The organism is Steroidobacter sp. (assembly GCF_016790065.1).
Taxonomy (GTDB): domain Bacteria; phylum Pseudomonadota; class Gammaproteobacteria; order Steroidobacterales; family Steroidobacteraceae; genus Steroidobacter.
In genome coordinates this window covers 1-26,292 of record NZ_JAEUPY010000863.1, presented here as the reverse complement: position 1 = coordinate 26,292, position 26,292 = coordinate 1, and the positions used below count along the sequence as shown (strand labels likewise).

The 26,292-nt window shown below is 60.7% G+C and carries 19 protein-coding genes; 12 read left to right on the top strand and 7 right to left on the bottom strand.

Features of this window, described 5'->3' with window-relative positions:
* Positions 1-67 precede the first annotated feature (67 nt).
* On the top strand, positions 68-706 hold the full coding sequence (locus JNL55_RS34730) for a hypothetical protein (RefSeq protein WP_293865748.1): 639 nt from the start codon (positions 68-70) through the stop codon (positions 704-706).
* Between the two features lie 121 nt (positions 707-827).
* Positions 828-3,185 (top strand): TonB-dependent receptor, encoded by a 2,358-nt coding sequence (locus JNL55_RS34725; RefSeq protein ID WP_293865746.1) that lies wholly within the window; start codon positions 828-830, stop codon positions 3,183-3,185.
* 69 nt (positions 3,186-3,254) lie between these two features.
* On the opposite strand, the gene JNL55_RS34720 is transcribed toward JNL55_RS34725, so the two are convergent.
* Positions 3,255-4,046: an IclR family transcriptional regulator domain-containing protein gene (locus JNL55_RS34720; RefSeq protein WP_293865743.1), complete on the bottom strand. Its 792-nt coding sequence runs from the start codon at positions 4,044-4,046 to the stop codon at positions 3,255-3,257.
* 114 nt (positions 4,047-4,160) lie between these two features.
* Between JNL55_RS34720 and JNL55_RS34715 the strand changes: the two genes are divergently transcribed.
* Together JNL55_RS34715 and JNL55_RS34710 are read left to right on the top strand one after the other, a co-directional pair.
* Positions 4,161-5,438, top strand: coding sequence for an NAD(P)/FAD-dependent oxidoreductase (locus JNL55_RS34715; RefSeq protein ID WP_293865740.1), 1,278 nt, complete (start codon positions 4,161-4,163; stop codon positions 5,436-5,438).
* A 63-nt stretch (positions 5,439-5,501) separates the two neighbouring features.
* The gene (locus JNL55_RS34710; protein ID WP_293865711.1) at positions 5,502-6,818 is read left to right on the top strand and encodes a flavin monoamine oxidase family protein; all 1,317 of its coding nucleotides are present in this window, start codon (positions 5,502-5,504) and stop codon (positions 6,816-6,818) included.
* Positions 6,819-6,941: 123 nt separating this feature from the next.
* On the opposite strand, the gene JNL55_RS34705 is transcribed toward JNL55_RS34710, so the two are convergent.
* From JNL55_RS34705 to JNL55_RS34695, 3 genes are all read right to left on the bottom strand, one after another.
* Positions 6,942-8,048, bottom strand: coding sequence for an ROK family protein (locus JNL55_RS34705; RefSeq protein WP_293865708.1), 1,107 nt, complete (start codon positions 8,046-8,048; stop codon positions 6,942-6,944).
* 100 nt (positions 8,049-8,148) lie between these two features.
* The gene (locus JNL55_RS34700; protein WP_293865705.1) at positions 8,149-9,261 is read right to left on the bottom strand and encodes a CaiB/BaiF CoA transferase family protein; all 1,113 of its coding nucleotides are present in this window, start codon (positions 9,259-9,261) and stop codon (positions 8,149-8,151) included.
* The gene (locus JNL55_RS34695; RefSeq protein ID WP_293865702.1) at positions 9,258-10,058 is read right to left on the bottom strand and encodes an enoyl-CoA hydratase/isomerase family protein; all 801 of its coding nucleotides are present in this window, start codon (positions 10,056-10,058) and stop codon (positions 9,258-9,260) included. The genes JNL55_RS34700 and JNL55_RS34695 overlap by 4 nt, the downstream gene beginning before the upstream one ends.
* 125 nt (positions 10,059-10,183) lie before the next feature.
* Between JNL55_RS34695 and JNL55_RS34690 the strand changes: the two genes are divergently transcribed.
* Positions 10,184-10,876, top strand: a complete 693-nt coding sequence (locus tag JNL55_RS34690) for an SDR family oxidoreductase (RefSeq protein WP_293865699.1) — start codon at positions 10,184-10,186, stop codon at positions 10,874-10,876.
* A 9-nt stretch (positions 10,877-10,885) separates the two neighbouring features.
* Here JNL55_RS34690 and JNL55_RS34685 read toward each other — a convergent pair whose 3' ends face one another.
* A complete protein-coding gene (locus JNL55_RS34685; protein WP_293865696.1) occupies positions 10,886-12,013 on the bottom strand; it encodes an acyl-CoA dehydrogenase family protein in 1,128 nt (375 codons plus the stop codon).
* Between the two features lie 194 nt (positions 12,014-12,207).
* Here JNL55_RS34685 and JNL55_RS34680 point away from each other — a divergent pair, with 194 nt between their 5' ends.
* The 7 genes from JNL55_RS34680 to JNL55_RS34650 all read left to right on the top strand — a co-directional run bounded on the left by JNL55_RS34680 (position 12,208) and on the right by JNL55_RS34650 (position 24,742).
* Positions 12,208-14,448, top strand: coding sequence for a TonB-dependent receptor (locus JNL55_RS34680; protein WP_293865694.1), 2,241 nt, complete (start codon positions 12,208-12,210; stop codon positions 14,446-14,448).
* 63 nt (positions 14,449-14,511) lie between these two features.
* Complete coding sequence (locus tag JNL55_RS34675; protein ID WP_415923223.1) at positions 14,512-15,732, top strand: spinster family MFS transporter; 1,221 nt, start codon at positions 14,512-14,514, stop codon at positions 15,730-15,732.
* Positions 15,732-17,366: a carboxylesterase/lipase family protein gene (locus JNL55_RS34670; RefSeq protein WP_293865751.1), complete on the top strand. Its 1,635-nt coding sequence runs from the start codon at positions 15,732-15,734 to the stop codon at positions 17,364-17,366. Before JNL55_RS34675 ends, JNL55_RS34670 begins: the two co-directional genes overlap by 1 nt.
* Entirely contained in the window at positions 17,363-18,961 is a 1,599-nt protein-coding gene (locus tag JNL55_RS34665) for an AMP-binding protein (protein ID WP_293865688.1), read from the top strand. The genes JNL55_RS34670 and JNL55_RS34665 overlap by 4 nt, the downstream gene beginning before the upstream one ends.
* A gap of 117 nt (positions 18,962-19,078) precedes the next feature.
* A complete protein-coding gene (locus tag JNL55_RS34660) occupies positions 19,079-19,696 on the top strand; it encodes a TetR/AcrR family transcriptional regulator (protein WP_415923222.1) in 618 nt (205 codons plus the stop codon).
* A 225-nt stretch (positions 19,697-19,921) separates the two neighbouring features.
* Entirely contained in the window at positions 19,922-22,117 is a 2,196-nt protein-coding gene (locus tag JNL55_RS34655) for an ATP-binding protein (protein WP_293865682.1), read from the top strand.
* A 132-nt stretch (positions 22,118-22,249) separates the two neighbouring features.
* Positions 22,250-24,742 carry a TonB-dependent receptor gene (locus JNL55_RS34650; RefSeq protein ID WP_293865679.1) on the top strand — a complete coding sequence of 831 codons (2,493 nt, stop codon included), beginning with the start codon at positions 22,250-22,252 and terminating at the stop codon, positions 24,740-24,742.
* A gap of 88 nt (positions 24,743-24,830) precedes the next feature.
* Here JNL55_RS34650 and JNL55_RS34645 read toward each other — a convergent pair whose 3' ends face one another.
* On the bottom strand, positions 24,831-25,430 hold the full coding sequence (locus JNL55_RS34645; RefSeq protein WP_293865676.1) for a hypothetical protein: 600 nt from the start codon (positions 25,428-25,430) through the stop codon (positions 24,831-24,833).
* A gap of 90 nt (positions 25,431-25,520) precedes the next feature.
* Positions 25,521-26,033, bottom strand: coding sequence for a hypothetical protein (locus JNL55_RS34640; RefSeq protein ID WP_293865673.1), 513 nt, complete (start codon positions 26,031-26,033; stop codon positions 25,521-25,523).
* Between the last annotated feature and the right edge of the window lie 259 nt (positions 26,034-26,292).

Here is a 26,292-nt window from a genome sequence, read left to right as displayed (position 1 = left end):
GCTGATCGTGCTGATGCTGTCTGAGCCGCGCGCTAGGAGGCCTGGCGGCGCGACTAAGAAACAATCGATGTCGGAGCTATTGGTCTTCCTGCGCGCGAACTGGCAGTTCTATGCGGCGTACATGGCGTCGATCGCGCTGATGACGCTGCTGTTGAACGCGATGGTGTCGTGGCTGCCGTCCGCAATGATTCGGGCGCATGGCTTCGATCAACAAACCGTCGGCACCTGGTTCGGGCCAATATTTCTAATTGCCGGCAGCGCCGGGACGTTGAGCGCCGGCTTGATCATCGGCCGCAGCGAGCATGACGTGGTAGGGCGAACGTTGCGCTTCATGCGCTGGAGCGTGGCGGTCGCGTTGCCGGCCGCGGCGATGGGGCCGATTCTCGGCTGGTTCGAAGCGCAGCTCGCCTGTATTGCCGTTGCCATTTTCGTTACGAGCTCGGTGCTGGGGCTGTCGAGTCTGCCGCTGCAATTCGTCGCGCCTCAACATCTGCGAGCGCAGGCCATCGCCGTGCTCGGCTTGATATCAGCGCTGTTGGGCACTGGGCTGGGCCCAGTGTTGGTGGGCTTGCTGAGTGACAGCTTTCAATTCGCATCGCAGCCGTTATCGCTGGCGCTCGCTGTTGTAGGCGCATCCGCCGTCGCGGGCGCCTTCGCGATGCTCAGCTATGTGAGCCGCCAATACCGGCGGCCGGCTGCTTCCTAAGCAACGTTTGCAGCGCGATGAGCTTGACGACTGCCGGCTCCCCCTGTAGCGTTGTTTCATTATCGAACAAGCGTGCGAATATCGCACAAATGTCAAGGGCATCGGGCGAGGGGGATCGGGTATGAATCAGGCTCAAAAGGTGCTGGTACTGGGCGGTGTGTTGTCGCTGACGTTGGCGAATACCACCTGGGCGCAAGATGCGGCCGCGGGCGAGCAGGCCGCGCCGTTCGAAGAAGTGGTGGTCACTGCTCGTAAGCGCGAAGAGTCGCTGCAGGACGTGCCGATTGCCATCACGGCGCTCGGCAAGAACTTCATCGAACAAAACAACATCAGCAGCGTGCAGGACGTGAGTGCCTTCACGCCTGGCCTGATTGCCGGCAACGGCACGGGCGAGACCGGCGGTAATTTGTTTCTTCGCGGCGTCGGTTCGGGTGAGTTGAGCGCATTGCTGGATCAATCGGTGGCGCTCAACGTCGACGGCGTGCAGGTCGGCGGCCAGCTGATGTTTGCCAGCCTGCTCGATCTGGAGCGCATCGAAGTGTTGCGCGGCCCGCAGGCGTTGTTCTTCGGTAAGAACAGCCCCGGCGGCGTGATCTCGATTACCACCGCGGCACCCACCGATACGTTCGAAGCTCGAGCGCAAGTCGGCTATGAGGCGGCGGCCCGGCAAAGTCACGGTCAGTTCGTCATCTCCGGTCCGCTGAGCGATACGCTGCGCGGGCGCGCCATGGTCGACTACTCGACCATGGATGGTTATTTGAAAATCCGTTCGGCCAGCGTCGATTCGCCGCCGTTCAGCGCCACCGGCTTCAACGAGTCGCGCGGCCCGAATCGCGAGGAGATCGTGTTTCGCGGCAGTTTGGATTTTCAGCCGAGCGATCGGCTGCGCATGACCGGCAAGTTCACGTATGTGACCATCGAAGCCGACGAAGGCTTTGGCTTGAATGCGCAGATCGTCTCTTGCCCCACCGGCACGCGCCAAGCATTCCTGCCGCAGTACTCAGCGGTCGAGGACTGCACGCCGAACGACACCATCGTCATCGGCAACATTCCGAGCAACGTGTTGGCGCAAGCGCCGCTGCTGCGCAATAGCGCGACCGGCTTCACCGATAACGATATTTATCTGGGCTCGCTGACCATCAACTACGATCTGACCGATGCGATCTCGCTTACGTCGGTGACTGGCATCTATGGCGCCGATGTGAACATGGCCACCAGCTATTCGCTGCAGCCCACGGTGTTGTTGGCGTCTTCGACGGGCCTGGATCAGACGCAGCTATCCGAAGAACTGCGCATCCTTACTGACTACGATTCGCCGGTGAACCTAGCGGCTGGTGTGTACTACGAAAAGACCGACGCGCTCGCTTACGTGAATCCGAACGCACCGTTGGCCGGTTTGTTCGCCACAGAGCGCACCGATCAGGACCGCACCGCGTGGTCGGTGTTCGCGCAGGCGATCTGGAACATCACGGATCAAATCGAGTTCACCGGTGGCGCGCGCTACTCTGACGAAGACAAGGAAGCGGTGCTCACGTCGACGCTGGTTCCCGGTGCGCGCGGTAAGGCGGACTATCAAGCTGACAATGTATCGCCGGAGTTCACGTTGACCTACAAGCCCACCGATACGCTCACCGTATACGGTTCGTACAAGGAAGGTTTCAAGTCCGGTGGTATCGACGCAAGCTTCCGTGCACCCACGTTGTATCTGGCTTCGGGCGGCAACACGCCGATCACTTACGACGAAGAGAAGGCGGAAGGTTATGAACTCGGTATCAAGACCACGCTGCTCGACCATACGTTGGCCATCAATGTCGCGCTGTTCTCTTACGACTACAGCGATCTGCAGTTGTCGTATCTGGATACGAGCACACTATCGGTGCGAGTGGTCAACGCCGCGGGTGCGGAGACCCGGGGCGCGGAAGTCGATCTGACTTGGAATCCGGCCGGCGTGCGCGGCCTGACGATTCGTGGCGCGGCCGCGTATCTGGACGCCGAATATTCCGACTACATCGCCGACTGTTACAACGGCCAATCCATTGCCAACGGTTGTTCGCTGCAGCCCGATCCGATTACCGGCGTATTCCAGAAACAGAATCTGAGCGGCAAGACCATGTCACGCGCGCCCAAGTTCGTGGGCACGGTGGGTGTGGACTACAACTGGCCGGTGTTCGGCGATTGGGAAGCGGGTGTGGCCACGGTGGTGGAATATTCCGACGACTACCAGACGCATTTCGAGAATTCGCCGTACGGCATTCAGGACAGCTTCGTGCGCACCAACCTGACTTTGCAGCTGATGAACGAAGCGTGGCAGCTGGCGCTCATCGGTCGTAATCTCGGCGATGAGTACGTGGTGACACGTTCCTCCAGCGATACGTTGGCGGCCAAGCGCAGCGGCACGGCCGCGGAAGTGCCCATCGATTTGTTCGGCAGCGTGAGCCGCGGCCGAGAGGTGTTGTTTCAGGTGACTCGCAAGTTCTGACCCGACTCGATTCTGCTCTTGTACGGCGACTGGCTGCTGCAGTCGCCGTTTTTTATGCAGCCGGTTAAGTCAGGGAAGGATTTCTGCGAGCTGCGCTTGCGCGTTCAATAGATGCGGCAGGAACTCTTCCTGCAAACGCTCGAGCGTCGAATGTGCCGCATGCACGCCGACGTTGAAGGCCGCCACGGTTTGGCGCGATAGGTCGCGAATCGGCACGGCGATGGAGCGCGAGCCCAATTCCAACTCCTGATCGATGATGGCGTAGCCCTGGGCGCGTACTTTGTCGAGCTCGCCCATGAGCTCATCGAGATCGGTAAGCGTGCGGCTGGTGAGCTTCTGGCGCTCGCTGGAAGCCATCAGCGCGCGAGCTTGTTCTGGAGGCAAGGCGGCGAGCAGCACGCGTCCCATGGACGTGCAGTAGGCAGGCAGCCTGCTGCCTGGATGCAAGCCCACGCCCATCAACCGGTGCTGAGTGGCTCGCGCGATATAGACGACTTCATTGCCATCCAGTACCGACGCTGAGCACGACTGATGCAGCTGGTCCGCCAGCTGATCGAGCGAGGGCTGGATCAAGCGCGGCATGGAGGCTGCGAGATACGAGTGTCCCAGCCGCAGGATGCGCGGCGTCAGCTCGAAATAACGACCATCGGTGGCGGCATAGCCGGCTTTGACCAACGTCAGCAAACATCGGCGGGTGGTGGCGCGGTCCAGCCCGCTCAGCCTTGCGGCCTCGGCAATGGTGAGCGCGTGCCGGCCTTGGCCGAAGGCCTCGATCACAGCCAAACCCTTAGCGAAGCCGCCCATCTGATCGGCATCGCGCGGTTTGGCAACCTCGGTAGTTTCTTCCTTCGTCTCGGCCATGGGGCGCGATTATCGCACGTTCGCTCGCGGCTGACAGCGGGAAGGTGCGTCGGCTGCCCGGAACTTGCCGGGAATGCGCACGTTCCTGAACTGGACAATCACAGCAAGCACGCCATGCCGGAACACAGCGCTTTGTGGATGAACGTCTCGCTGCCGGAATTTCCGGCGCTGGAGCGAGACATCGAGGTCGATGTAGTGGTGGTCGGCGCCGGTCTTACCGGCATCACTACGGCCTATTTGATGACGCAGGAGGGCGTGCGTGTCGCGTTGATCGATCGCGAAAGAGTTGCAAGCGCGGACACCGCGCACACTACTGCACACCTCACTTATGTGACCGATCAACGACTGCATGAGCTGGTGAACAAATTCGGTGTGGACGGGGCACGCACGTTGTGGGAAGGCGGCCAGTTCGCCATCGATACCATCGAACGTATCGCCGAAGCACTCGGCAGTCAGAGCGACTTCAAACGCGTGCCGGGTTATCTGCATACGCGCATCGGCAGTGAGCCGAGTCGTGAAGATGTCGAGTCGTTGCGTAAGGACGTGGAGCTGGCAGAGTCGTTTGGCTTCGATGTGACTTTTACTGAGAGTGCGCCCTATGGTGGCGTACCCGCCGTGAGGTTTGCAGATCAAGCAAGGTTTCATCCGCGCGGTTATCTCAAAGGTTTGCTGAGCGCCGTCCAGCAGCAAGGTGGGCAGGTGTTCGAGAACACTGCGCTGGAAGCGGTGGACGATGGCGATCCCATGACGGTACATGCCAACGGTCGCAAGATTCGTTGTAAGTATCTGGTCATCGCCACTCACAATCCTTTGATGGGCAAGCGGGGCAAGCTCACCGCCGATTTGTTTCAAAAGCGGCTGACGCTTTACACGAGTTATGTGCTCGGCGCGCGGTTGCCTGATGGCGCTGCGCCTGAGGCGCTGTATTGGGATACTGAAGACCCCTATGAGTATTTGCGCATCGACCAGCGTGACGGACATCAGTACGCCATCTTTGGCGGCGAGGATGTGAAAGCGGGGCAGGAGCGCGATACCGAGACGGTGTTTGAGAAGCTGACGCGCCGGCTTTATGAAGTGCTGCCAGGAGTTCGCGTCGAGCGGCGCTGGATGGGACAAGTGGTCATCACCGACGACGGCATGCCGTTCATCGGTGAGAACGAGGAGCGCGAGTTCATCGCGACTGGCTTCTGTGGTAACGGGTTTACGCTCGGTACCTTGAGTGCCTTGATGGCGCGGGACCGCTTTCTCGGTCGCGACAATCCCTGGTTCAGTCTGTTGGCGGTGAATCGCTCGCCATTCCATGGCGGCACTTGGCGCTACGTGCAAGAGAAGGTCGACTCCCCTTATTATTTCACCCGGGAGCGCCTGCGGCGGCCAGCCGCCGGCGGGTGACGGCACGTTGACCGGGTTGGGACCTTCGATGCACGAATTCAAAATGTTGGGCGACGCGGCTGCATGAGTAAGGCAGACGAGTACGACGTCATCGTCGTCGGTGCGGGTGCGGCTGGGCTCGCGGCCGCCAGTCATTTAGCTCGCCACGGCAAATCGGTTTGTGTGCTCGAGGCGCGTGATCGCATTGGCGGTCGCGTGCTGTCTGTTCGCCCGCGTGGTGCGGCGGTGCCGTTGGAGTTGGGCGCTGAGTTTATTCATGGCGAGTCGCCGGCGGTGTTCGAACAACTACGGTCGGCCGGTGACGTCGCAGTGGATGCGGCGCAGACGCGCTATCGGGCGCCGCAGCCGGGGCGCTTGAAACAAAGCGAAGATTTGTTCGAGCTCATGAAGCAGCGGCTGCAAGCGATTCCCAAGCCGCGCGTCGACATGCCGTTCGCTGAATTTCTGGACAAGCATCGGCGGCGGTTGTCGCCCACCGTGCGGTCGTTCGCCACCATGCTGGTGGAAGGCTACGACGCAGCGGATCCGGCGCGGGCCAGTGCTATCGAGATCTTGAAAGAGTGGGGCGGTGGCAGTGCGGCCGATGCGCCGACGTTTCGGCCGCAGCGGGGTTATGGCGCTTTGCTGGATTCGCTGGCAGGTCGTCTCGATCCTGAGAAGGCCTGCGTGCAGTTGGATAGTGTGGTTTCGGAGGTTCGCTGGCGCAAAGGGGCTGTGACTGTGTTGTTCACTCAGCATGGCGAGCCTGGTGAAGTGCGGGCCAAGCAGGTGGTGATTACGGTGCCGCTGGCTGTCTTGCAGCTGCCGCCGCTGGCGCCTGGCAGTGTGTTGTTTACTCCTTCGTTGCCCAGGAAACAGTTGCCGCTATCGCGGTTGGTGATGGGGCCGGTGGTCAAGTTGACGCTGTGTTTTTCGAAGCCTTTCTGGGCTGAGATTGATGAGGGCGAGCATCGGGATGTGGCCTTCTTTCATGCGCAGGGCGCGCCGTTTCCGACGTTTTGGACGACGCTTCCCGTGCGTACGTCGATGCTCGTTGCTTGGAGTGGTGGGCCCAAGGCCATGAGACTCGTGTCGCGTTCCACTGATGAGGTGCTGAGGCCGGCGCTTGCGAGTGTTGCTGAGATCTTCGGTAAGAGACGCGACTATCGGAAGATGCTCGAGGCGGTGTATTGGCACGATTGGCAGAGCGACCCTTTCTCCTGCGGAGCCTACAGCTACGCCGGCGTCGGCGGTGGCTCCGCTCGCCGGCAGTTGGCTAAGTCAATCGAGCAGACGATATTTTTTGCCGGCGAGGCCGTGGACGAAGAGGAGTCATCCAGCGTCGGCGGCGCGCTCCATACGGGGCAGCGCGCGGCTAATGAAGTGCTCGCCGGCTCATAACGCAGCAACAAATTATTCTTTGCCTGCGACGCTGGCTCGATCCCGGAATGTGCCACTTACGAGGCTACCTGGCTGATTCCGGCGCGCCGTCAGGCGCATACATAAAAACAATCTGCGGCGGCGTTATTCGTCTTCGTCGGCGCTTTCTTCCTCATCTTCCTGGCTGCGATTAGTAAACCTCGCATTCCCCAGCCCCGTGCCAATAGTGAGTACGCCCCAGTGCTCATAGTCGTGCATGGCTGGCACTTCGCTCAGCCCCTGCACAACGGCATCGTTATGCATCACCACCACGGTCTCGTGATCGCCGATCTTGGGAATGGCGGCCCGCAGCTTCTCGGGCAGGTTGAAACTCTTGTGCTCCCAATCGCCCGGTAAGTTCTGACCGCCGCGCTCGATGGAGCCATCAGACCGAATCAAGCCGGGGCAGCCGATGCCGATGAAGGGCGCGAGATTCGATCCCTCTTTTTCCGCCCGCTTGATCAGATCCAACAGCATATCGATGAGCCGTTGCACGGCGTCCTCGCGCTCGGGCTGATCATCGCTATGCCGCCACAGCTCGAACTGACCCACCACCGCATGCGAAAAGTCCTCGCTCTTCTTGCGACGAAGCTCGACGATGCCAGCTCGGATGTTGCTGCCGCCGATGTCGACGGCGAGGATGCTGTCGTGGCCCGATAGAATCCAGGACGGCACCAGCTGAATACAGCCGATCAGCCCGGCATGGTCGGCGTGATGATGAATGGGCTTGATGTCCAGATCGATGCCATCGGCTTTGAGCAGCACCGAGGTGCGCCCGATGGCCAACTCGCCGATGCGGCTCTGGCGCAGGCCGCCGCCGATCACGATGGCTTCGGTGTCTTTCCATTCCTTCAACTTCAAGAAGCGCCGGATGACCTGCGCGAACTCTTGAGCGAACTCTTCGATGGCACCATGAATCACGCCGGCGGCTTCGGCATCGCCTTCGGTGAGCAGCTTGTCGAGTTGTTTCTTGCTGATTTGTTCGCTGGGCGTGTCGCCGAGCGGATCGTCGCCGGTACGACTGACCCGATCGCGCCAATCGTCCAGAATGGCCTGGAAGGCGCGCCGGCTGGCGCGGTCGCCCAGAAACCCTTCCGGGCTGCGCATCTCGGAGTTGTAGGCGTCGACCGTCACCAGGCTCAATACTTTGCCGCCGTGGGCGAGCAGCGGCGTGGGCGAGTCGTCAGGCTTTTTGGCGGTCTTCTTGGGCATCCGGAGCGCTCAGAGTCGGGGAGTGGGGCGTTTTCTGTGTAAAGCAAACCCCTAACCCGGCAATTGCGTTCCAGCGGACAGCGCGTTTTTAGGGCATCGGCTAGGGGCTGATGACCTGTTCGATGAGATGCTCAGGCAATCCCCACTCACTCAGGGTCGCGGCATCCACGCGAGTGCGCTCCTGAATCGTGCTCGGTGTGCGTGAGAATCTCGGGGCCGGCGCGGGTTGAATGGTCCCGCCATGGTTGGTGAAAGTGCCGCGTGCCACGTTGTGAGGATGATGGATGGCTTCGCTCATGGACAGCACCGGTGCGAAGCAGGCATCGCTATGCTCGAGCACCTGGCACCAATGCGACTGCGGTTTGCTCAAGAAGATCTGCTCGAAACGTTCGCGCATCGCCGGCCAGCTGGCGCGGTTCTGGTTATCGGGGAATTCGCTGGCGGAAATCTCCAGTCTGCGCAGCAGTTCGGCGAAGAACTGCGGTTCGAGCGCGCCGATACAAATCCATTTGTCGTCGGCACAGCGATAAGTGTCATAGAACGGCGCGCCGCCATCTAACAAATTGGCGCGTCGCTGGTCACGCCAGGCGCCGGTGCCGAACATCCCGAACATCATGCTCATCAACGAAGCGGTGCCGTCGGTCATGGCTGCGTCTACGACTTGGCCTTGACCGGTGGTTCGCACATTGAGTAGTGCCGCAAGCACGCCCATCGCGAGATACAGCGCGCCACCGCCGAAGTCACCGACCAGATTGAGCGGCGCCACCGGCTTGTTCGAGCTGCCGATGGCATGCAACGCGCCGGACAGCGCGATGTAGTTGATGTCGTGGCCAGCGGTGTGCGAGTACGGGCCGTGCTGGCCCCAGCCGGTCATGCGCCCGTACACCAACTTGGGATTGTCGGCGAGGAGCGTGTCTGGCCCGAGGCCGAGCTTTTCCATGACGCCGGGTCGAAAGCCTTCGATGAGTGCGTCGGCGTTTTTGCTCAACGAACGGCAGATCTCGATGCCGGTGCTTTGTTTCAGATCCAAGGTGAGCGTCACGCGGCCTCGGTCCAGAATCGCATCGAAGCCCGAGGTCGATGCGGTCGGTCGCGCGATACGAATGACTTGCGCGCCTAAGTCCGACAGCAGCATGCAACAGAACGGTGCGGGGCCGAGGCCAGCGAATTCGAGGATGCGTACGCCCTGCAACGGGCCGGTTGAAGTCGTCACGGTTTGAGAGGATCTCGACAAAAGATGGGCCGCCGCTTTTCCTGAATCGCTTTCACGGCTTCGCGGTGGTCGGCGGAACGGATGGTGATGGATTCGTAGGCGATGCCGGCGTCCATCACGGCGTGCGCGACGCGCTTCAATTCCAGGTTGAGCAACACTTTGGTCCAGCGAACGGCGCTGGTCGAGCCGTGCAGCAACCGCACGCAAAACGAATGCACGGCATCGTCGAGCTGGCTCGGAATCACGCAATGATTGATGAGGCCGATCTGCTCGGCGTGTTTGGTGCTGAGCGGTTCGCCGGTGAGTAGATATTCTTTGGCGCGGCCGAGGCCGATGCGTTGTGCCCAGATGGCAGCGGCGCCATCGCCGGCGACCAGTCCGACGCAGACGTGCGGATCGCCGATCTTCGCGCCTTCCACCGCGTACACCACATCACATAACAACGCCAAGGTGGCGCCGAGGCCGAGTGCGTTGCCGTTCATTCGGCAGATCAGCGGCTTATCCAGATCCAGGATGGCGAACACCAAACGCTTGGCGATGCGGGCCTCGTGATCGAAGCGCTCGGGTTCGGCGGCATTGCGGGCCAGCTGTTCGGCGTCGGTGCCGGCGCAGAAGGTGCGGCCGGCGCCGGTCAGAATCACGATGTCGGATTGATCGTCGATGGCGGCGAAGTGGAAGGCTTCGGCCAGCTCGTCGTGCATTTCCAGATTCACGGCATTGAGCACGTCGGGCCGGTTGAGGGAAATCGTCAGGATGCGATCTTTTCTCGTCAGCGCCAGAGTGCTGTAGTTGCGCACGCGTATCCCCTGAATTTAACTGTGGAAACGTTCGGCAGGGCTGGAAGTGTAGCGGCTCGAAGTTGCGCTGTCAGTTCGGGGCGGCGGATACTGGCGAGCAAGCAGTTGACGTTGCGGAGTTCGACATGAATCTTTCCGGTAGACAGATCGTCGTCACCGGCGCGTTCGGCGCGCTCGGCGCGAAGGTGTCGGTGGGCTTGCGCGCCGCTGGTGCGTCGGTCGCGTGCCTCGGTTCCTCGCCGGCCTCCAAGGCGCCCGAGTCGTTGGCCGACTTCATCCTGATCGGCGATGCCGATCTGGGTTCAGCGACGGCGGCCACCACAGCGTTTCATGCAGCAGCACGGCGCTTGGGCGGGCTGGATGGGCTGGTCAATATCGCCGGCGGCTTTCGTTGGGAGAAGGTCGAAGGCGGCGCCATCGAGACCTGGGATCGGCAGTACAACGTCAATTTGCGGACCGCGGTGAATTCCATCCAGGCGGCGTTGCCTTTGCTTCGCAAGGAGCACGGCCGAATCGTCAACGTCGGTGCGGCCGGCGCGCTCAAGGCCGCCACCGGCATGGGCGCCTACGCGGCGTCCAAGGCCGGCGTGATCAAATTGACCGAAGCCTTGGCCGATGAACTCAAAGATAGCGGCGTGTGTGTCAATGCAGTGCTACCGAGCACCATCGATACGCCAGCGAATCGCGCTGACATGCCCGACGCGGATTTCTCTCGGTGGGTGACGCCCGAGCAGGTGGCGGATCTGATCGTGTTCTTGTTATCGGATCGCGCCAGTGCCATCACCGGCGCGTCCATTCCTATCGTCGGTCGAGTGTGAGCGCGAATCTCACAGCGAACGTGCGATGACCATGCGCTGAATGTCTGAAGTGCCTTCGTAGATTTGGCACACGCGCACGTCGCGATAGATTTTCGCCAAGCCGAATTCTTCCAAGTAACCATAGCCACCGAGTGTTTGGATGGCGCCGGAGCAAACAGCTTCGGCGGTTTCGGAAGCCACCAGCTTGGCCATCGAGGCTTCTTTCAAACACGGTGCGCCAGTGTCTTTGATGCTGGCCGCGTGCAATACCAACTGACGAGCCGCTTCGAGTCGCGCGGCCAGATCGGCAAGCCGGAAGCCGACCGCTTGATGTTCGATGATGGCCTTGCCCATGGAGCGTCGTTGCTTGGCATAGCCGGCGGCGATTTCCAAGGCGGCTTGCGCCATGCCGATGGATTGCGCGGCGATGCCGATGCGCCCAGCTTCCAGATTCGACAAAGCGATGCGATAGCCTTGGCCTTCGGCGCCGAGGCGCAACTCTTCTTCGATGCGCAGATTGTCGAAGCGCAGGCTGCAAGTGTCCGAGGCCAGTTGCCCGAGCTTGTGCTCGACTTTGTCGACGGCGTAACCGGCGCGATCGGTGGGCACTAGAAATGCCGAGATGCCTTTCTTGCCGGCGTCCGGATCGGTCACGGCGAACACGATGGCCAGCCCGCCGATCTTGCCCGAGCTGATGAATTGTTTGCTGCCGTTGATGACATAGCCGCCATCGACTTTGGTTGCTCGTGTGCGAATCGCCGAGGCATCCGAACCCGCATCGCTTTCAGTGAGCGCGAACGCACCGATCATGCGGCCGCCAATCAGATCGGGCAGAAAACGTTGCTGCTGCGCCGGGCTGCCGTCCTTGATCAAGGCCGAGACGATGAGGCTGTTCTGAATGGACAGAATGGTGGAGAGGGCGCCGTCAGCGGCGGCCACTTCCATCAGCGACAGCGCGTAAGAAACATAATCGGCACCGGCGCCGCCTTTGTCTTCCGGCGCGGTCATGCCCATCAAGCCGAGCTCGGCCAGCTCCTGAAACAATTCCGGCGGATAGCGGCGCTCGGTTTCGAAGCGCAACGCGTGCGGACGGATGCGTTCCTGGGCAAATTCGCGGACCGAATCCGCAATCGCTTGCTGCGTAGAGTTCAATAACATCGGCTGAATCTGTGGTAGTGGCGAAACGGGCGCCAAGGATGGCTAGGGACGGGCCGGGGTGCAATGGCTGGTCTCGCCAATAATACTCACACGCGTGTGAGTGAGTGTTGACTCGGGCCGGCCGCCGGTAGCATGATCGCCGGCACGCGCTGGCACCAAGACCGGCGTCGAACCGGCCAACAGGGGGAATCTGTATGGTGAGTCAGTTGTTTGCGTCCGCCACGGCGGTCGCGTTGATGGTTACGCCGTTCACGGTTGGGGCACAGGCAGCCGGCGAAGGGAATCAAGTCGAAGAGATCATCGTCACCGCCACCCGGCGCAGCGAACGATTGCAGGATGTGCCCCTCAGCATCACCGCGTTTTCGCAAGACGATCTGACCGAAAAGGGCATCGTGGGCTACGAAGGCCTGGCCCGCGAGACGCCGGGTGTGGTGTTGAACAAGCCCACTGCCAACTTCAACAACTTCACGGCCCGCGGCATCGCTACCAACGGCTACGGCGCCAATCTGCAAAACACCGTAGCGATTTATCTCGACGAATTGCCCATCTCGACTATCGGCAACACCACGGTGCTCGATCCCAATCTATACGACGTGGAGCGCATCGAGTTCTTGCGCGGCCCGCAGGGCACGTTGTTCGGTTCGGGCTCGTTGTCCGGCGCGCTACGCATTCTCACCAAGAGTCCCGATCTGAACAGCTACGATGCTTCGGCCATGGTCGACACCGGCCTGACCGATGGCGATTCGCTGCGCCAACGCTACAACGCGATGCTGAACGTGCCGTTGGTCGATGACAAACTCGGTCTGCGCATGGTCGGCTTCTATCGTCACGAAGAAGGCTATGTCGACAACATCGGCACCGACGTGAAGAACGCCAACACGCTGGTGGATTGGGGCGGTCGCGCGATCTTGTTATGGAAGCCCACCGACAAATTGTCCGTGCGCCTGCTGGCTTCGCACGAGGACAGTAATCCGGAAGATTCGGGGCTGATCGATCCGCGGTTGGGCGACTTCAAGCGCAACTCGGATCGTCCTGATTTGTTCGTCGGCAAGCTCACCAGCTTCAATGCCACCATCGACTATCAATTCGACGGCGCGCATTTCACCAGCTCATCCACTTACTCGACCTTCGATCAGAAATTCTTTGTCGATCTGGCCGGCACCTTTGGCGGCGCCATTGCTTTCGGCTTGGATGCATATGGCTATCAGGACACGTTCGTGGAAGAGGCGCGGCTCGCGTCCGATCCCGGCGGCAAGTTCGATTGGGTGATCGGCGGTTTCTTCCTCGATCGTCGACACGACGTCGATTATTTCTATCGCTCCTCGCCCGAGTTCCTGGCAGCGCGCGGTATCACCGGTTTGCCGGACGAGTACTATCAACGGCAGTACAACCATACCAACTCGCATGAAATCGCCGGCTTCGGCGAACTCACTTATCACGTCAACGATAAGGTTTGGCTGACCGGCGGTCTGCGCTACGGCAGCGTCGACGCGCGCACCTACGTCGAAGGCGGCTACAACAGCGCGTATCTCACTTACGCATTGCTGGGATTGTCAGGGCCGCTCACCATGGTGCCGATCGCACCGGCGGTTGGCGTGAAGGCGAAGGGCGAGCGTCCGTCGTACAAGATCAGTGCGTCGTATCAGCCGTTTACGGCGTTGACCACGTACGCGACTTGGTCCACCGGTTTTCGCGCTCCGGTTGTGAATGGCTTTGCGGGTCGGCGCAGCGTGGTGGATCCCAACGATCTGGTCATTCCCAACGGCGCCGATACCGACAAGATCAAGAACTACGAGCTGGGTGCCAAGGGCACTTGGTTCTCGGGCAAGCTGACCACCAACCTGGCGGTGTATTTGATCGACTGGAGCGACATCCAGGTGCAGGCCAATCGTGTCTCCGACTCGGTGCAGTTCGCGACCAACATCGGTGCCGCACGCAGTAAAGGTTTCGAGTTCGAGATCGGCGCGGCGCTCACCAGCAATCTGCAGCTGGGCCTGAGCGGTTCGTTCAACGATGCGCATGTCACGGAGTTGTCGGCGAGCGAGGCTGCGATCTCCGGTGCGGTTCCAGATGCGCGACTGGCGGCGCCGAAATTCCAGGGCGCGGTCTATGCGAACTACGGCTTCGATATCACGGCTAGCACCCGCGGTTTCTTTGCGGCTGCCTTCCAGCACGTCGATTCTTTTCCAAGCGCGTTCCCGCGTGTGCCGGGTAGACCGACCGTCGCTCTGGCGACGTATGGCTACACGGATAGTTACAACAACGTGAACCTGACGCTTGGTGCGCTGATGGGACAGTTGTCCGTGACTACCTATGTCGAGAATCTGCTCGACGACGATTCGGTGACTTACATTCATCCGGAGGCGTTCCTGGCCAACCGCTACGGCACCATGCGGCCGCGGACGGTGGGGGTGCGCCTCAACTACGATTTTTAGGAGTAAGCGTTGTCGACCGCGGCCCCGGCGCGGCCGGAGGCACGAGCCTGGTTCGTGCTCGGCATGCTGTGTTTCGTGTACGTCCTGAACTTCCTGGATCGACAGTTGTTGTCGATCCTGGCCAAGCCCATCCAGGACGATCTGCAGGTCACCGATGGTCAGCTCGGCAGGATCGGTGGCCTGTATTTCGCGCTGTTCTATTGCTTGATCTCGATTCCGGTGGGCTGGCTCGCGGATCGAACCAATCGCGTGCGTGTGTTGTCGTTCGCGTGTGCCTTGTGGAGCGCGGCGACAGTGGCTTGCGGATTCTCATCCACCTATCCGCAGTTGGTCATGGCTCGGATGGCGGTGGGTGTGGGTGAGGCGGGCGGGGTGCCACCGTCATACGCGATCATCTCGGATTACTTTCCTTCAGGCACGCGCGGCACAGCGCTGGGGCTGTTCAATTTGGGGCCGCCGCTGGGGCAGGCTTTGGGTGTGGCCTTCGGTGCATCCATCGCTGCTTCGTATAGTTGGCGCAGTGCCTTTGTCGTGCTCGGTGCGGTCGGCATAGTCGCTGCAGCGATGGTTTATCTATGGGTCCGCGAGCCGGTTCGCGGTGGGCTCGACCCTAAACCCCTGGTGACGTCGAAGGCGCCCGCGAGCACGACTTTGCGAGCGACCATCTCTATGTTCTTTTCCAGGCCGGTGCTGGTGCTCGTGTCGCTTGCCTGCGGCGCCACGCAGTTTGTCACGTATGCTTCGTTGAACTTCACGACGCTGTTCCTGATGCGCGAGAAGGGCATGACGTTGCAGGAGATCGCGGTTTACTACGCGTTGCTCATCGGCATTGGCATCAGCGCTGGTATGTATGTGTCGGGGCGCTTGATCGATCGCTATGTGCCCCGAGGAAAACAGGCTTATGCAATAGTGCCGGCAGTGGGGTTGGCTCTGGCCATTCCGTTCTTCGTCGGTTTCGTGTGGGCGCCGAGCTGGCCGCTGGCGATGCTGTTTCTGATCGGCCCCACGTTCTTCAATTACTTCTATCTGTCGCCGGCGGTGGCGTTGGTGCAGGAGGAAGTAAAGCCGCACGAGCGAGTGTTGGCTGGTGCGTTGCTGTTATTGGTGATGAACTTGATCGGGCTGGGGCTCGGGCCCACCTACCTGGGGGCGGTGAGTGACCTGTTGCGCGAGAGTCATCCGAACAACTCGTTACAGATCGCGTTCTACACGTTGGTGCCGTTCTATGTGCTCGCTGTGATTCTGTTTCTGGTGCTTGCTCGCAAGTTAGGAGACAAGTCTTGATGTCATCTGTTCTACGTGCCGTTGCCTGCAGCGTTGCCATGTCGTTTGTCGTCGTCGCCCATGCTCGAGGCCCGATGGTCGAAGCACCGGCCGGTGCGGTCGAAGGCGTCGCGCACGGAAAGATTCAAGTCTTCAAAGGTCTGCCGTATGCGCAGCCGCCAGTTGGCCCGGCGCGTTGGAAGCCGCCTGCAGAAATGCCAGCGTGGAAAACTGTGCGCGACGCGACCAAGTTCGCGCCGTCATGCGTTCAGCCCAAGTCGCGTACCGCCAGCATTTACGCCTCCGATCTCGGCGCGGTGAGCGAAGACTGTCTGTTCCTCAACGTCTGGGCCAAGCAAGGCGTACGCGATGCGCCAGTGATGGTGTGGATTCATGGCGGCGCGCTGACGAGCGGATCGAGCAGCGAGCCCATCTACGACGGCACCAAACTGGCCGAGCGCGGCGTGGTCGTCGTCTCGATCAACTATCGACTCGGCGCGCTCGGGTATCTCGCTCATCCGCAGCTCAGCGCCGAATCGGCCGAGGGAATCTCCGGCAACTATGGACTGCTCGATCAAATCGAAGCGCTGCGCTGGGTGAAACGAAACGTCGCCGCATTCGGTGGCGATGCCGCGAATGTGACCATTGCCGGTGAATCGGCCGGCGGGCTCAGCGTGATGTACCTGATGGCCGCGCCAAGTGCGCACGGCTTGTTCGCCAAGGCCATTGCTCAGAGCGCTTACATGATTTCCACGCCCGAGCTGAAGCAATCTCGCTTCGGCGAGGAAGCAGCGGAGGTGATCGGCACGCGAGTAGCGACTGCGCTCGGCGCCAGGGACCTCACCGCCTTGCGCGCGCTCGATGCAGCGAAGGTGATCGACGGTGCGGCTCGCGCTGGCTACTTGCCATTCGGCACCATCGACGGCCGCGTCTTGCCACGTCAGCTGGTAGAAGCGTTCGATGAAGGCGAGCAGGCGAAAGTGCCCATGATCGCCGGCTTCAACAGTGGCGAGATTCGGTCGCTGCGCTTCCTGGCACCGCCTGTGCCGGCGAGCGCAGCGAAGTACGAGGACGCAGTTCGCAGTCGCTATGCCGATCTCGCAGATCCGTTTCTGAAGCTGTATCCGAGCGGCAACCTCGAAGAGAGCTTGATCGCCACGACACGCGATGCCTTGTATGGCTGGACGGCCGAGCGCCTGGTGCGAAAACAGACCGACATCGGTCAGCCAAGCTTCTTGTACTTCTTCGATCACGGTTATCCGGCGGCCAACGCGGCGGGGCTGCATGCATTCCATGCGGCTGAGTTGCCTTATGTGTTCGGTACGGCCGATAAAACCACGGCGCTCTGGCCGAAAGTGCCTGCGACCACGCAGGAAGCGGCGTTGTCCGATGCGATGCTGAACTACTGGGCCAGCTTCATGCGCTCAGGCCAACCCGGCGCCGCCGGCTTGCCGCAATGGCAGGCGTATGGCTCGACGCGAGCCTATCTGGCATTCGCCGATGTGCCACAGCCGGGGACTCGCCTGCTGCCGGGAATGTATGAATTGAACGAGCAGGTCGTGTGCCGTCGCCGAGCGAACGGTGCGCAGTCGTGGAATTGGAATGTGGGCATCGTCGCGCCGATCTTGCCGCCGCCCGTGGAGGCGTGCCGATGATCGATGGGACGATGCAGGACTTTGCGCTGACGCTGGATAAGTTTCTGGTTCACGCCGCCAAGTGGCACCCGCGAGCTCAAGTGGTCACCGGGCGCGACGGTGGCAGAACCGATCGCGTTAGTTATGCGGAGCTCAAGGCACGCAGCATGCGCATCTCCGCCATGCTTCAGGGCTATGGCGTCGGCGTTGGCGATCGTGTAGCGACGCTTGCATGGAACACGCAGGCGCACGTCGAAACGTGGTACGCGATCATGGGCATCGGCGCTGTGTGCCACACGCTCAATCCAAGGCTGACTGCCGCACAGCTCGCGTCGATGCTGACGCAATCTGGGTGTCGTTTGCTGGTCGCGAGTGCCGACCTTTCTCCGTTGGCGCAACAGGTCGTCGCGCGCACCTCGACCGTCGAGCGGGTGCTCATCATCGATGGGCCTGTCGATGCGTGGCAGGGCGAACGATATGGGCCGAGTGTGGCTTCGCTGGAAGCAACTCTGAACGACGTTCGCCAACTCGCTGTGTGGGGCAGTTTCGATGAGCGAGCTGCCTGCGGATTGTGTTTCACCTCGGGCACAACCGGTGCGCCGAAGGGCGTGACGTATACGCACCGAGCCAGCTTTCTGCACACACTGCGAGCGTTGCAAGCCGATGTGATGGCCATTACCGCCAGCGACAGTGTGCTAACGGTCGTGCCCATGTTTCACGCCAATGCGTGGGGTTTGCCATTCGCAGTGCCGGCGGCGGGTGCGAAGTTGGTGTTGCCGGGACGCCATGCCGATGGTGCTCATCTCGCGCGACTGATTCAGAGCGAGTCGGTGACCATTGGAGTCGGCGTACCGACGGTGTGGTTGGGATTGGTGGAGCATCTCGAAGCCAGCGGCGCCGAGCTGCCGTCGTTGAAACGAATCATCGTCGGCGGTGCGCCCATGCCGCCAGCGCTGATGGAGCGGATCGAGCGTTGCCTCGGCGTTTCAGTGCAGACCAGTTGGGGCATGACTGAGCTGTCGCCGTCGGGAACGGTGTCGCCGCCGCACGATCCGAAGCGGTCAGCTGCGACCTCGGGTCGGCCGGCCGTCGGTGTGGACTTGCTGTTGACCGACGCCGATGGACGGCCGCTGCCCGAGCAGCGTGGTGTCGAAGGGCATCTGCGGGTGCGCGGCGCGAGCGTGATTGATCGCTACTTCGGCGATGAGCGTCGTGCGACCGACGCCGACGGTTGGTTTGGCACCGGCGATCTGGCGCGGATCGATAGCGACGGCAACTTGATCGTCACCGGCCGGGCCAAGGACTTGATCAAGTCGGGTGGCGAATGGATCAATCCGGCCGAGATCGAGGCCATCGTCGGGCGCTTGCCGGAGGTGTCGCTGGCTGCGGTGATCGGCCGCACCGATCCGAAGTGGGGCGAGCGGCCGGTCCTCGTGGTGGAACTGCGCGAACACCGGGCCATCACCGACGAGGTGCTGCTCGCAGCGCTGCGCGGGCAGGTGGCGCCCTGGTGGATTCCGGACGCAGTCATTCGTCTGGCGCACATGCCACTAGCATCTACCGGAAAGATCGACAAAATGTGCCTCCGAGCCCAGTACGCGATGGATGGAGGCTGAATCGTGCCCGTAGATGTGAAGTCCCGGCGGAAGCGAGCGACCAAGGCCAAGCAGCCTAAGGCGCCGCCACCCAAAACCCAGACCAAGCGCGTCACCAAGGCGGCCCAGCGCGCCGAGATGACGGAACAGATTCTGGACGCCGCCGAAGATCTGTTCTCCAAGCACGGCCTGTATGGCGTGACCTTGAAGGATGTGGCCAAGAGCGTGGGCGTGCATCACACGCTGATGAACTACTACTTCCGCGATAAGAAAAAGCTGTTCGATGAGGTTTTCGGGCGTCGCGCGGTCGTGACCAGCACGCGGCGGATGCACGCGCTCGAGGATTACGACAGCGTCACCAAAGGCAAGCCCACCGTCGAAGGCGCACTGCGCGCCTTTCTGGATACCGACCTGGATCTGTACATCGAAGGCGGCGAACGTTGGAAAAACTATGGCGCACTCGGCGCGCAGGTCGCCAACACGCCGGAGTGGGGCGCCGAGTTGATGGACAAACATTTCGATCCGGTGGTGTTGCGTTTGATCGCGCTATTGAAACGCGCGCTGCCCGATTGCGACGACGAAGATATTTTCTGGGGTTATCACTTCGTCACCGGCGCGTTGTTGTTGACGCTGGCACGCACTGGGCGCATCGATAAATTGTCCGGCGGCCTGTGCCAATCGGAAGACTTCGAGGCGGTCAAACAGCGCATGGCCAAATTCATGGCTGGTGGCTTCCTGGCGATCTGCGGTAAATAAATATTTATCGGGCCCGGCTGGCGGCGCCTGGGCTGCTGCTTAGCACAAGCTGATTTTGTCAGCACCGCTGCAGGGAACTGTTCGGCGGTGCGACGGTTATGTGTTGAGCCTCTCGTAATCGTAATCGACCGGGCAGCGATGATAGCGGGCGAGGGTAAGTTTCCAGACGCGGCGCCAAGCAAACCGAAACCACACGTCAGCAGCTCAAGGGGTCCTCGGCCGCTCGTGAAAGTCTGGACGGCTGCGCTCGTCCTGTACGCAATCTTCATCTCCAGCGGCCAGTTCGGTTTCGAAATCACCCGAGTGGTGAATGACATTGCCTGGACGGTGGCGGCCATCCTGGCGGCGATCAGCAGTTATCGTGCGGCCATATCGCTGCAAGGTCGCGATCGGTCGGCCTGGCTGATATTCGCGCTGGCGTGCGCGTCGTGGGCGGCCGGCCAGCTGGTGTGGAACATCTACGAGCTGTATCTCGGCATTCCGGTGCCGTATCCCAGCTATGCCGATATGGGCTATCTCGCCTTTGGTCCGTTGATGATCCTCGGCTTGTTCGTGCTCCGAGCCACGCAACAAGAGCGCAGCTTGACTTGGCTGCGCGTGGCCAATTTCGGACTGATTCTGTGCAGCCTGAGCTCGGTGTTGATCACGACCTTTGCCGAGCCGTTCGATCAGACGCAGCGCTCGCTGGGCAGCTCGCTGATCGTGGTGGCCGAGAACGCCACCATCGTGGTGGCCTTTGTGTTGGCCATTTATTTTCTGTGGTCGTATCGCTGGGGCGATCGGCTGCTGTCTTACACCTTGATCACCTTGTCGCTGGTGGCCCAGATGGTGGCTGGGCTGCTGTACACGCGCGAGCTGATCGTTTCCGACTACGACGCGTCCAGTTATTTCTATATCGGCTGGCTGGTGGCGTTCGCACTCCATCAGTGGGCGGCCGAAGCGCAGGTGAGTGCCAAGGCGAGCGGCCGAGAAGAATCCATGCCGATGCGACAGAGTCAGGGCTTGGTGGAAGCGGTGGTGCCGTCGTTTCTATTGCTATGTATCGCGCTGTCCGCCTCTATGCTGGCCGAGGAACTCACTGAGCGCGTCATTCACCTGCGCACGCTGCTGCTGGTGGCGTTCTCAGTAATCCTCGCGTCGCGTGAAGCTTGGTTGTACTTGCAGGGGCAACAGCTGCGCTTCGCACTGGATAATTCGGCCAACTCACTCACTCGTGCCCGCGAACGCTTGAACGCTGTGGATGCTCAGCGGCGCGATCTCGAACGGGTCATCGAAGCGACCTCGCGAGCCGGCAGCGTCGGCTTGTGGGAATGGGAGCCAGCCACCAACGCAGTTCGATTCTCGCGCGAGTGGAAGCGACAGCTGGGGTACGACGAACACGAGGTGCCCGATTCCTTCGAGGAATGGAGCAAGCGATTGCATCCGGCGGACTACGCGCGGGTGATCGGCGAGTTGGAAAGATTCTTGCGCCACCCGGACGCTGAGTTCATCAGCGAGCAGCGACTGCGCCACCGCGACGGTTCATATCGCTGGATGCTATCGCAAGCCTCTGCGCTGCTGGATGCCGATGGGCGCCCGTCACGCATGCTGGGCTCGACGGTGGACATCACTCCTTTCAAACACCTCGAGCAGTCACTCCGTGTCAGCGAAGGGCGGTATCGAGATCTCGCCGATGCGCTCGAAGGTCGTGTCGCGCAGCGAACTAAAGAGCTCTCCGAGGCTTACCGAGAGTCGCGTAACTACGCACACGCGGTTGCCCACGATTTGAAAGCGCCATTGCGTGCCATCAATGGGTTCTGCGCCTTGCTGGAGCAAAGCGCCATCGGCAAGTTATCTGCGGAAGAGCGCACCTACATCGAGCGTGCTCGGCAGGGCGCGATGCGCATGGCTACGCTGATCGACGACTTGCTCAACTATTCTCGGGTCGAGCATCGTGAACAGCGGCTGCGGCCCATCGATTGTCAGGTTTTCGTCGAGGATTTGATCGACGAGATGAGCGAAGCCATTCGCGATGTCAGCGCCGCGATTCATCTCAACGTCGATAGCACCCCGGTGCTGGCGGATCGCGAAGGCTTGCGAATTGCGCTGGCCAATCTGCTACAGAATGCGTTGAAGTTCTCCAAACACAATCCGCAGCCGCGCATCGTCATCGAATCGCACGTCGAGGCCGGGCGCTATCTGTTACAGGTGCGAGACAACGGCATCGGTTTCGATCCCGAATATCGGGACAAGATTTTTGAGATATTCAACCGGCTGCATGCCTCGGGATATGAGGGCACCGGCATCGGCCTCGCGTTGGTGCGTAAGGCCGTGCAGCGGATGGAAGGGGACGTTTGGGCCGAAGCGGCGCCGGGCGCCGGCGCAACTTTTTTTGTCAGCCTGAAACTTGCGGCCCCCGCGACGCCTTCTAACCACGACTGAGTCAGCTCAGTTCTACCGCACTTGCGTTCACAACCTATTTCCAACCCGTTTTGTTGGTGATACACAAAACAACGCTGTCAACCGTGCATTAACAAGTATCGCGCACGCCACAACGCCACGTTAGGGGGGTATATGTTCACGACTTCGCGCCTGTCGCATGGATTCGTTGCGCCGGTGGTCATGTTGGTCGGTTTGTTTCCGCCGTTGTTACAGGCCCAGCAAGCTGCTGCCGAAGAAGATCGACCAGCCACCGGTCTCGAGACTGTAGTTGTTACCGGTAGTGCGATTTCCGGCGGTGTGAAAAAGCTGGAAGCCAGCTACAACATCGTCACCGCCAGCGAAGAACAGATTCGCCAATCCAATCCCAAGAGCACCGCCGACCTGTTGAAAATTTCACCGGGTCTATGGCCTGAATCCACCGGCGGCCAGACCGGTGCAAACATCGAGATCGCCGGCTTCCCCGGCGGCGGCGATGCTCCTTACTTCACGACCTTGCTGATGGGCTCGCCGTTGTACGGCATGCCCACGCTATCGTTCTTCGAAACCACCAGTATCTTCCGTCTCGACGACACCGTCCGAGCTGTAGAAATTTTGCAAGGCGGCCCGTCCGTGGTGTTCGCCGGCGGCCAGATCGGCGCCACTGCCAACTTTCTGCTCAAGACCGGTACCGAAGAACCGTCCGGCTCACTCGCGCTCACATACGGCGACGAGAATTTGTATCGGCTCGATGGCTTCACCGGCTTCAAAGTGGCCGAAGGTTGGTACGGCAGTGTCGGCGGCTTCTGGCGCACTTCCGATGGTGTGCGCGATCCGCAATTCAAGGCTGATGAAGGCGGGCAATTGACCGCGACCTTGAAGAACGAATCGGATCGCGGCGACATCCTGTTCTACGCGCGCTATCTGGATGACAAGAATCAGTTCATCACGCCGATTCCGGTGATCCAAAGCGGTCGCGATAGCTTCCGGGGTTATCCGGGCTTCGATCCGCTCACGTCCACCTATAACAGCAAATACATCCAACACGTGCGCTTGCCGGGTTATCCGAACGGCGGCACCACCGCCGATCTGGCCAACGGCCGCGGCGCGCAGATGGTGTTCCTGGGCGCGAACGTGGATTTGGATTTCGACAACGGCTGGAGCATCAGTAACAAATTCCTGTTCAACTCCGGCGACGTCGATACCAACGCCTTGTTCTCCGGCAGCAATCCGGCCAGCTTGAACGATGAGCTGTACAACATTCCCACCGGCCTCGGCGGTTTCGCATTGCCAGCCGGCTCGGCCACCGCCACCTATGTCGGCGGCGGGGCGGTGTCACCGACTCAGGATGTGATCCATCAAGGCTGGTGGTTCATCCACAAGGAGCTGGAGAACTTCAACAACGATTTCCGTTTGAGCAAGGAAGTGTTCGACGGCAATACGTTGACGGTGGGTTTGTATCTGGCCTACTACACCATGGATGACGAGTGGGCCCTGGGCAATCAAATGCTCATGACCAACACGCCCAACGCTCGACCCATTACCGTGAGTTACCTGTCTGGCGGCCAGACCTTCCAGCTCACCGATAACCAGGGTTTCCTGGACTACGGCGGATTCAACATCACTCAACGCGGCCACGCGTTCAATCGCGCGATTTATTTGTCCGATACCTGGCGCATCGATCGCTGGTTGTTGGACGCGTCAGTGCGGTTCGAGAATCAGGATGCCACCAACCGTGTTTGTAACCTGACCAATCAAAACCTCGACGGCAGTGCGTTGACGCTCTATGACAATGCCGTGCCGGTGTGTAATGGCTCGGTGGCGGTGACCGATTACGACGAGGACTTCACTTCTTGGACGGTGGGCGCGAACTACAGCTTCACGGACTTCATGTCTTCGTACGTTCGTATCAACCGCGGTGGCCACTTCGCCGACTTCGATAACGGCATTCGCGGTGCCACCACTGGCAACACGGCGCCGACTCAAATCATCAAGAATTATGAAGTGGGCTTCAAATTCCAGAACGACATTCTCTACGCCGACATCAGTGCTTACTTCCGTGACTTCTCCGGCCTGGCCTATCAACAGACCACCGCCAACGGTGCACCGACCGGCGCGCGGCTGTATTACGGTTCGGAGTCGAAGGGCATCAACTTCATCGGCGCGCTTACGCCGTTCGATAACTTCCGTTTCCAGGTGGTGGCCAACTATCTGGACGGCGAGTACACCGATTACGACGCCTGCTTCCCGTACACCAACGTCGTGACCGGCAATGGCTGCGCGCCCATCGAAGGCAAACAATTGCAGCGTCAACCGAAGTTACGTTACGTGCTCACGCCCAGCTATCGCGTTCCGTTCGACTGGGGCGATGTCGAGGCGTATGTGGCGTACACCCACGTGGGCGATCACACCCAAGATCAGTCCGGCCTGCAGCAGCTCGGTTCGTACTACATCTGGGACTTCGGCCTGACGGCGCACGTCGGCGAGAGTTGGCAGTTCGCGCTACGAGGCTCGAACGTCACCGACGAGCTCGGCCTCACCGAAAGTAACTCTCGTATCTTCGGCTCCGCCGCTGGCAGCAACGGCGTGTTGCTGGCCCGCCCGATGGAAGGCAGCGAGATCAACTTCCAAGCCAAGTATCTTTGGTAGTTCCCGTCTGGTGCCCGCGAGCTCAGCGATGAGCTTGCGGGCCCCGGCCGAACGTCAGCATGAGGTTCGTCTGAACTGACGAACCGTTTTAGAGATCTTTGGCCACCGCGTTGAAGGCCGACTCGGGCGGCAGTTGGCTGACGAAGTCCGCCAGGCCCCGGCGACTTTCGTTCCACTCTTCGTAGCCCTGCGGCGCGTCCGGGACACCGACGGCGGTGAGCTTGACGCGGTTGGCTTGAGCCAGCGCGCGCAGGTCGGCGCGTTCGATGGGGAAGTACAGGTGCTGCGAGCCTGGAATAGGCAGCGGCAGAGGGCCGTTGGCGATGCCCAGATCTTCGATCTTGCCGGTATAGCGTTCCAAGGACACTGAACGCTCGCCCAGGCTCAGTTCGACTTGCGAAAAATTGCTGCTGAAATCATGCGGCCGCATCTGCGCCAGGTCGCCGCTGGTCCACAGGATGGCCACCAGATACAGGCGGCGGTCGCCCATGCGATTCACTTCAACGGCCGAGAGCTGCGCGTAATCGCGAGCGTCGAAATCGTTTTTCGGCTCGACTCGATTCAGCACCAGCGGCTCGATTTGAGCCGTGATGGTGGCCGAGGACACCGGATCCAGCCAAGACTTCACTGTAGGTTGGCTCGCACAGCCGGCCAGGGCAAGCAGCGAGACCCATAGCAAATGTTTCATAGTTACCTCGGCCGGATTCAGGACGAGGCATTGTACAAGACCCCGCCAGGCGCTTCGAGTTGAGGGCTCAAGCGGCTGCGAAGTTGTAATTTATTTCGACAGCTTGGAGCTTGCGGCTTTCAATAGGATGCGTGAGTAGAGTTTGTGGAAGCCCATCAGCACGCGATATGTCATGCCGAGTGTCGACTTGCCTGCCTTGTCGCGGGTGGGAACGACGGCGCTACCGAAGTAGAGGCGAGTGCTGCCGCCCGGCAGCTGCGTGACCATGAACCACGAACGGGTTTTGCTCACGAAGTCGCACATCAATAATTGATCTGGCGCTCGTCCTTCGACGCTCCAAGCTGCGAATGTATTTGCCTGTGCGTGGGCGACGCGCTTTGCGTCTTCGTCGGTGGATGGCTTTGATACAAAGTGTGTTAGCAGCCAACGTTCTAGCTTGAACACCCATGTGGTGTAGAACGCTTCGACGTAGTCGGGCAATGAGATTGAACGTTTGAGTTCGGTGAAGTAACAGTCGGTGTAGGCGCCATCGTGTTGGTATTTACGAAGCAAGGCTGCCGTTGGGAGTTCGGCTGTGGCGACTGAAGTTTGCAGAGATGCCATCGCGGGGCGTGCCGGCCTGGCCATTGAGGTGAGCGGACTCTAGCAGAGCAGGGCGCGTCGGGATCGCCTTCACAAATTTATGTTGGTTCATGAGTTTCGCGGTTTTCAGTTGCTTCGCTGTGAAGAGGGGCGGTGGTTCGCGGCGGCTGTCGGGGGGAAGTGTCCTCTCGGCACCGGCACGGTCGCAGCGCATTGCGCCGCTCCGCGCACGTCCCTGATGAGCCTGTGGGAAAACACGTCCCTGTATTTCCAACTGCCG

What these genes read in the sequence shown, in the direction of transcription:
- JNL55_RS34730 (WP_293865748.1), top strand. Translation starts at nt 68, where the DNA reads ATGTCGGAGCTATTGGTCTTCCTGCGCGCGAACTGGCAGTTCTATGCG.
- JNL55_RS34725 (WP_293865746.1), top strand. Translation starts at nt 828, where the DNA reads ATGAATCAGGCTCAAAAGGTGCTGGTACTGGGCGGTGTGTTGTCGCTG.
- JNL55_RS34720 (WP_293865743.1), bottom strand. Translation starts at nt 4,046, where the DNA reads ATGGCCGAGACGAAGGAAGAAACTACCGAGGTTGCCAAACCGCGCGAT.
- JNL55_RS34715 (WP_293865740.1), top strand. Translation starts at nt 4,161, where the DNA reads ATGCCGGAACACAGCGCTTTGTGGATGAACGTCTCGCTGCCGGAATTT.
- JNL55_RS34710 (WP_293865711.1), top strand. Translation starts at nt 5,502, where the DNA reads ATGAGTAAGGCAGACGAGTACGACGTCATCGTCGTCGGTGCGGGTGCG.
- JNL55_RS34705 (WP_293865708.1), bottom strand. Translation starts at nt 8,048, where the DNA reads ATGCCCAAGAAGACCGCCAAAAAGCCTGACGACTCGCCCACGCCGCTG.
- JNL55_RS34690 (WP_293865699.1), top strand. Translation starts at nt 10,184, where the DNA reads ATGAATCTTTCCGGTAGACAGATCGTCGTCACCGGCGCGTTCGGCGCG.
- JNL55_RS34685 (WP_293865696.1), bottom strand. Translation starts at nt 12,013, where the DNA reads ATGTTATTGAACTCTACGCAGCAAGCGATTGCGGATTCGGTCCGCGAA.
- JNL55_RS34680 (WP_293865694.1), top strand. Translation starts at nt 12,208, where the DNA reads ATGGTGAGTCAGTTGTTTGCGTCCGCCACGGCGGTCGCGTTGATGGTT.
- JNL55_RS34675 (WP_415923223.1), top strand. Translation starts at nt 14,512, where the DNA reads ATGCTGTGTTTCGTGTACGTCCTGAACTTCCTGGATCGACAGTTGTTG.
- JNL55_RS34670 (WP_293865751.1), top strand. Translation starts at nt 15,732, where the DNA reads ATGTCATCTGTTCTACGTGCCGTTGCCTGCAGCGTTGCCATGTCGTTT.
- JNL55_RS34665 (WP_293865688.1), top strand. Translation starts at nt 17,363, where the DNA reads ATGATCGATGGGACGATGCAGGACTTTGCGCTGACGCTGGATAAGTTT.
- JNL55_RS34660 (WP_415923222.1), top strand. Translation starts at nt 19,079, where the DNA reads ATGACGGAACAGATTCTGGACGCCGCCGAAGATCTGTTCTCCAAGCAC.
- JNL55_RS34650 (WP_293865679.1), top strand. Translation starts at nt 22,250, where the DNA reads ATGTTCACGACTTCGCGCCTGTCGCATGGATTCGTTGCGCCGGTGGTC.
- JNL55_RS34645 (WP_293865676.1), bottom strand. Translation starts at nt 25,430, where the DNA reads ATGAAACATTTGCTATGGGTCTCGCTGCTTGCCCTGGCCGGCTGTGCG.
- JNL55_RS34640 (WP_293865673.1), bottom strand. Translation starts at nt 26,033, where the DNA reads ATGGCATCTCTGCAAACTTCAGTCGCCACAGCCGAACTCCCAACGGCA.